The following is a 5,982-nucleotide window of genomic DNA, read 5'->3' on the forward strand; positions in this document are numbered from 1 at the left end:
TGATCGGCCGGAATATGCACTTTCCGCAGCGGTAAGTGGGAGACTAAATAGTAATGACTCAAATTATCGCTCGATAGAAGTAAAAGAAAATTGGGCACATGAAGTAGAAGGGCGAACACACTGGAAAGAACATATATTTTCCGATGTCATAAAGATATTTGGAGGAAGTCAACCCCCTAAATCTGAGTTTTCAAATGAAAAACTAGACGGTTATATCCGACTAATTCAAATTCGTGATTACAAGAGTGATGCCCATAAAGTCTATATTCCTCTAGAAAAAGCTAAACGTTTTGCCTCAAAAGAAGACGTCATGATTGGGCGTTATGGCCCACCAATTTTTCAAATATTAAGAGGGCTTGAAGGTGCTTATAACGTTGCATTGATGAAAGCTGTACCCAATGCTGAAATACTAGATAGAGAATTTCTATATTGGTATTTACAAAATTATAAGTTATTCAATTATATTGATGCTGGATCTGATAGAACCGCAGGTCAAACTGGTGTGAATAAGAAATATTTAGAATCATATCCTATTCTAATTCCTCCATTAGACGAACAAACTGAAATCGTCCACCATGTAGAAAAATTGTTCGCCTTTGCCGACAGCATTGAGCAAAAAACCAATGCTGCACGAGAGAGAGTGAACAACCTTACCCAATCCATCTTAGCCAAAGCCTTCCGGGGTGAACTTACCGCCGACTGGCGCGCCGCCAACCCAGATTTAATCAGTGGTGAAAATAGCGCTGAGGCCTTGCTTGAAAAGATTAAAGCCGAGCGTGAAGCGTTCGAAAATCAACCTAACACCAAACGCACCACTGTAAAAAAATACACAGGTAACCGCATGAGTAAACAGATCATCAAAGTGATTGACGCATTAAAAGAGGCTAATGAGCCATTGAGTGGTCAGCAATTACTAGCGGCAGCTGGCTATCCCAGAAACAGCAACATCGACCAATTGGAACAGTTCTTTCTGGATATTAGAGAGGCACTTACCATCGAAAAATCCATTGTAAAGCTTGAGCGAGGTGATGACGGTCAGGATTGGTTTGCCTTGGCTAAAACAGTCGAGACGAACAAAGCATAGCGCTAAGGACAGCACATGAAAGTCAATAATTTGCATATTCGCTCTCGCTTTAAAAACCTTGAAAACGTGAAGGTGGACTTTGACGAAAACCACCTGATGACAGTCGTGGTAGGCCGAAATGGTTCGGGTAAATCCAACGTACTGGAAGCCTTAGTGGCGATTTTTCGCAACCTTGACTTGGGAGATGCACCACCGTTCTCATACGAGTTGATTTATCGACTTGGCGAGCCTCACAAGCAAAATAAGCCCAGTGAACGGTGGCTGGAAATCACTATTGATGCAGACCCAACTCGTGGCACAATCGCAAAGCAATACCAAGTACAAGTGCGAGACTTATTAGCAGATAACGAACTTAATAATACATCCACCAATAAACCTTCAGGTGAAACCATTCCGTTTTCAAAAGTGAAACGCGACAAAGAAGGTAAAGCCCCGTACCTACCTAACTATGTGTTTGCCTATTATTCAGGCCCTAGCGATCGTTTGGAAAATAACTTTAAGAAACATCGCACAAATTTTTACCGTCGGCTACTTGAGGATAAGTTGGATCTAAAAGGCGACATTAGGCCTTTGTTCTATGCCAAGCCACACCACAGCCAATTTGTGCTATTAGCATTTTTCTTATCAGAACAAGACAGCGTAGAAAAAGCATTTTTGCGCGAACACCTAGGCATTAAAGACTTAGACAGCATTCACTTTGTGATGCGGCAACCAGGATGGGCAAAACAGAAAGGAGAATTATTCTGGGGAGCGAAAGGAGTTGTTCGTCGTTTTTTAGATGAGCTAATCAAGCACACGCTGTCCCCCGTTAAAGTGACACGTCCGGAAGATACTTCGTTAACGAATAGTAATATTAGCAAAGAGTTCTTCCATTTGTTTTTACCCGATGTAAAGGCACTACGCGAGTTTGCCAAAGACCTCAATCCTGACGAGCTGTTTAAAATGCTCGAAAGTACGTTACTTTCGGAGATTATTTCTGGAGTCAGCATTCGAGTTAAAGTGTCCAGCAGCAAGGAGCCACTGACTTTCAGAGAGCTCAGCGAAGGTGAACAACAACTACTTACTGTATTAGGTTTGCTCAAATTCACTGGAGGAAAAGACTCATTGTTTTTACTCGATGAACCCGACACTCACCTCAACCCATCATGGGCAGTGAAGTATTTGAAGTTCCTCCGTGAGTTCGTACCAAACCATGAAACCAGCCATTTGTTGATGGTGACTCATCATCCACTCGCTATTGCTGAGTTGAAGAAAGAGCAGGTACAGGTCATGTGGCGCGATTCTAACTTTCAGGTTCATGCACAAGAGCCGGAAGAAAGCCCCAGAGGCATGGGGTATGGTGGAATACTCACTAGCGATATGTTTGGTTTGCTCACAACTCTGGACAATTCAACAGAACGTTTGCTGCGATTGCGTCGGCGTTTTACCGAAAAAACGGAGTTATCGCCCATACAGAGTAGGCGTTTGAGAAAAATTGATAAGGCTATAGAGGGGCTGGGGTTCACAACCGCTCATTGGGATGAGGAGTATGCACAATATTTGCGTATGCGTAGAGAGGTGGAGAAGGAAACCGAAGCCGTTACCGTAACACCAGAACTTAAACATGTTCGAAAAGAGCGAGCCAAAGAGATCGTTCAGCGTATGCTGGCTGCCGAACAGGGAGAAGACAACAAATGAGACACTTAGACATTGATTTCACAAAGCTTGTTCTACCGCAAGGCTGGCGAGAAAAAACTAAGGAACTTTCAGATTCACTCATAGCCGCGCAAGACGAAAAGCAACGGTCTGAGATCATAAATAAAAATCAAGATCACTGGAAAGCCGTTAAACCAATATTGGCATCTTTGTTCAACCATAAATGCTGGTACACAGAAGCGCCTCAGCAAGGTACGGATGTAGATATCGACCATTTTCGGCCCAAAAAGCGTGTGCAAGAAACACTATCAACGGCAAAACAGCATGACGGTTACTGGTGGTTAGCATTCAACCTTCAAAATTATCGTTACAGCTGCATTGTCGCGAACCGTCGACGAACCGATGTGGAGACTGGAGTGACTGGCGGTAAAGCTGATCATTTTCCACTATGCGATGAAAGCATGCGAGCGAGGACCCCAAGTTGCGATCTAGAGGCTGAACAACCAATACTGCTAGATCCATTAAAGGCTACCGACGTACAGTTGCTATACTTCAAACCAGACGGTGAAGCAATGCCTCGGTTTTCTGAAAAAAACCATGCTCGCAAGTTTATGCGCGCGGACCAATCCATTATATTTTATAGCCTTAATCATTCAGATTTTGTTCGCTGCCGCATAGAATTACGCGACAAGATTGATAGTGACGTCAAAGCTGCAAAGAGATACTTCAATAAGTTGGAGACAGGGGATGCAGACAACGACCTCGCGTATGAACAAGCAATTTGCCGCTTACGAAAAATGCGCAGCAAAGAAGCTCCATTCTCCAGTTTTTGTATAGCTTACTTGGATGGTTTCAGGCATAAACCAGAATATGAAGGCGTATTGGATGCAGTTTTTTTATAATTTTAAGTCAATTAAAAACATAGAATGATGGTTCTGGATATTTTGACCACCGTTATTGTTTACTAGTTCGGGCCTGCTCACGTCAGAAATCAGGTTTTGGTTCATACTCATTTTCAGAAAACATCTGGTAACCTTCCGCTTATACAAGCATTGCATGTGCTTTCTGTAGGGCTAGATTGACGTCATCCAACTATAAAATCTTGCCGCCCAGTGCTCTATCGACTCCTCAGGCAATTTGCCCTTGTCCACCGATCGGGTCAGCGGGTGAGGGATGCCAGAATAGCCATCCTTACCACACAGCTCCTTCAGCCGCGAGCTTGGCCAGTGCAGTGATTTCTGGGTTAGCTCTTCTTCCAATAATCTAAGCTGCTCCTGCCACCCCTGCAGCGATGTCAGCCTCAATAATTGGGTTGATAGGGAGCAGATCCCATCTGAGGTATCTACTTCAAAGATATGAAAAATCCGGTTCTGCGACTCTATTTCGACAACAGCCAGGCATCTCGGATTACCGTCCAGAAGCAAGTGCCGGTTACAGCGATAGAGCTTAGGTAGCTTGCGCAGTTGCTTGGATCTAATTATGCAACCATGTGCCGCCACCAATTCATCTAGCATCAACCCAAAGCAATCAAACTTGTTGGCGTAGAGGTGCAGATCATCAGTTTCATCCGATTCGGCAGTCCACTCGGCGCAGGGCAACACACCGCCAACAACTGACTCCTCTGTACTGACATCGGCTGAAGCCAGAGACCCTATCTCTTCATCAGCCTTGCCCTTTGTGCCCTCCTGCTTTTTCTCGGCAACCTTGCGTGTATTGAAGGCTTTGGAAAACTCAAAGACTACGGCTGGCGCCCGTAATAACACTGGTGAGGTATCCGCGTTGGCTTCCACACCATCATGCACCGAGTGAATATGAGGTCGTTCACCTACCAAGCGCACTGAGCCTTCCCCCTCCCCACGTACATACTCCCGCAGCTTGGGATGGAAAAACTGGACCTCATCTGGGATAGCAGCCTTGATATTTTTCAGACTGGAAATCTCGTAAACCAGCATACTTCTGGTTTGTTTATCAAACCGGCCCCTGACCTCAAAAGAGACGGATGGCAGAGGCGGGGGAGTAAACTCGAACTCCCATTGCCGATATCCCCCTTTCTCATAACCGTTCAGCTTCTGATAGTGACCGATGCTCTCGTAGGAGGCTCGGGCATCGGGGTCGATCAAGATCCAACTCAATAGGCGCCGCGACTCATAGTCATCAAGAGACTTGAGCGGATAGCTGGAGGAAGGCAACACATTCACTCGGGCAACATCGGGACTGACGAGTTCAATCGAAAACTCACTTCTCAGACAATCCGGATCCAACGCTGAACGAGAGAGGTAACCATCATGCAGCAACAACGCTCGCGCCAATTCCATTTGGGGAAGATAAATCTCTATGTCATTGGCAAGAAAACAGAAGCAGTGTTGGCGCTTGTCCATAGCACGAACCACTGACGCAACCGGGTAATCACCCAGTTGCTTTCTTTGCCAAGTTCCCGTGTTATCGATAGTAAAAACGAGATGATACCCTGCAGGCTTATGATCCTGAGTCGGGTTCAATACTCGCTTACGGGCTAGAACCGGGATATTCGAGAGCCTCAATGAAGCAGTTGCCGCCTTGGGAGATAGATCCAGATTGATTCCCCATTGGGAGTTATCAATCCGTCGAAAAAGCGAACCAATCGCTAAGATGGTGGTATCGTCAGACACCTTTTCAAAACGGATATCCTGCATCAGTCCCCCAACACATCTCGCAATAGGTCATCAGCCAGCGAGGTTAATCGCTCATCACTCAAGCCAGCTAAACGAAGAAGTCGCCACCGGTGCAATGAATGCCCATTCTGCACCAACAATCTGGCAGCAAGAGCCAAACGACGAATCTGATAATCTGCTATATCTTCACAATATCGCTGCAAAAACAAGCTTGTAAGTGGCATTTTGCTGAGGTTCTTCTCAATCATCGCGCTTGATGAAAGCTTTGATAGAAACCATCGCCTAGATAGCCGGGGGCAATCTAAACTCAGCTCATGCACATTGAGGATTTTGAGTAACTGGCGGCAAGTTACACGGTCCTTTTGTGGCCAATTGACCCGCTGATTTTCTCTAACACTGCTCTGGTGGTTCTGTCTGTTAAACTCCAGAATCCAACGACGATCATGACGGTACAACCAAGCATATAACGCCTGATGAGATAAACGGGCCTGCTTCACCCCATGGTTTTCCAGCAACTGCTGCCATCTGGCTCGATACTCTACCGATTGGCCGTTCTTTTCATCTGGAGGACAGGGATCAAAAGCATAAATGTCTGAATCGCCCCTGGTTTTC

General features: G+C 45.5%; 5 protein-coding genes. 3 read left to right on the forward strand and 2 right to left on the reverse strand.

Features of this window, described 5'->3' with window-relative positions; genetic code table 11:
• The 3 genes from AXW79_RS02155 to AXW79_RS02165 all read left to right on the forward strand — a co-directional run.
• Positions 1 to 1,084, forward strand: a 1,084-nt coding sequence (locus AXW79_RS02155) for a restriction endonuclease subunit S (RefSeq protein ID WP_080771122.1), incomplete at its 5' end; no start/stop codon positions are given.
• 15 nt (positions 1,085 to 1,099) lie between these two features.
• Positions 1,100 to 2,761, forward strand: coding sequence for an AAA family ATPase (locus tag AXW79_RS02160; RefSeq protein ID WP_005319680.1), 1,662 nt, complete (start codon positions 1,100 to 1,102; stop codon positions 2,759 to 2,761).
• Positions 2,758 to 3,621 (forward strand): hypothetical protein, encoded by an 864-nt coding sequence (locus AXW79_RS02165; protein WP_005319675.1) that lies wholly within the window; start codon positions 2,758 to 2,760, stop codon positions 3,619 to 3,621. Before AXW79_RS02160 ends, AXW79_RS02165 begins: the two co-directional genes overlap by 4 nt.
• Positions 3,622 to 3,792: 171 nt before the next feature.
• Here the strand turns inward: AXW79_RS02165 and AXW79_RS02170 are convergent, their stop codons facing one another.
• A complete protein-coding gene (locus AXW79_RS02170) occupies positions 3,793 to 5,391 on the reverse strand; it encodes a Tn7-like element transposition protein TnsE (RefSeq protein WP_005319673.1) in 1,599 nt (532 codons plus the stop codon).
• A partial coding sequence (locus AXW79_RS21995; RefSeq protein WP_248845843.1) for a TnsD family Tn7-like transposition protein occupies positions 5,391 to 5,982 on the reverse strand: 592 nt, incomplete at its 5' end. The genes AXW79_RS02170 and AXW79_RS21995, both read right to left, overlap by 1 nt.

Source organism: Aeromonas salmonicida subsp. salmonicida (assembly GCF_001643305.1).
Taxonomy (GTDB): domain Bacteria; phylum Pseudomonadota; class Gammaproteobacteria; order Enterobacterales; family Aeromonadaceae; genus Aeromonas; species Aeromonas salmonicida.

Excerpts from the sequence above, each read along its gene's own strand:
- AXW79_RS02160 (WP_005319680.1), top strand. The coding sequence starts at position 1,100 with ATGAAAGTCAATAATTTGCATATTCGCTCTCGCTTTAAAAACCTTGAA.
- AXW79_RS02165 (WP_005319675.1), top strand. The coding sequence starts at position 2,758 with ATGAGACACTTAGACATTGATTTCACAAAGCTTGTTCTACCGCAAGGC.
- AXW79_RS02170 (WP_005319673.1), bottom strand. The coding sequence starts at position 5,391 with ATGCAGGATATCCGTTTTGAAAAGGTGTCTGACGATACCACCATCTTA.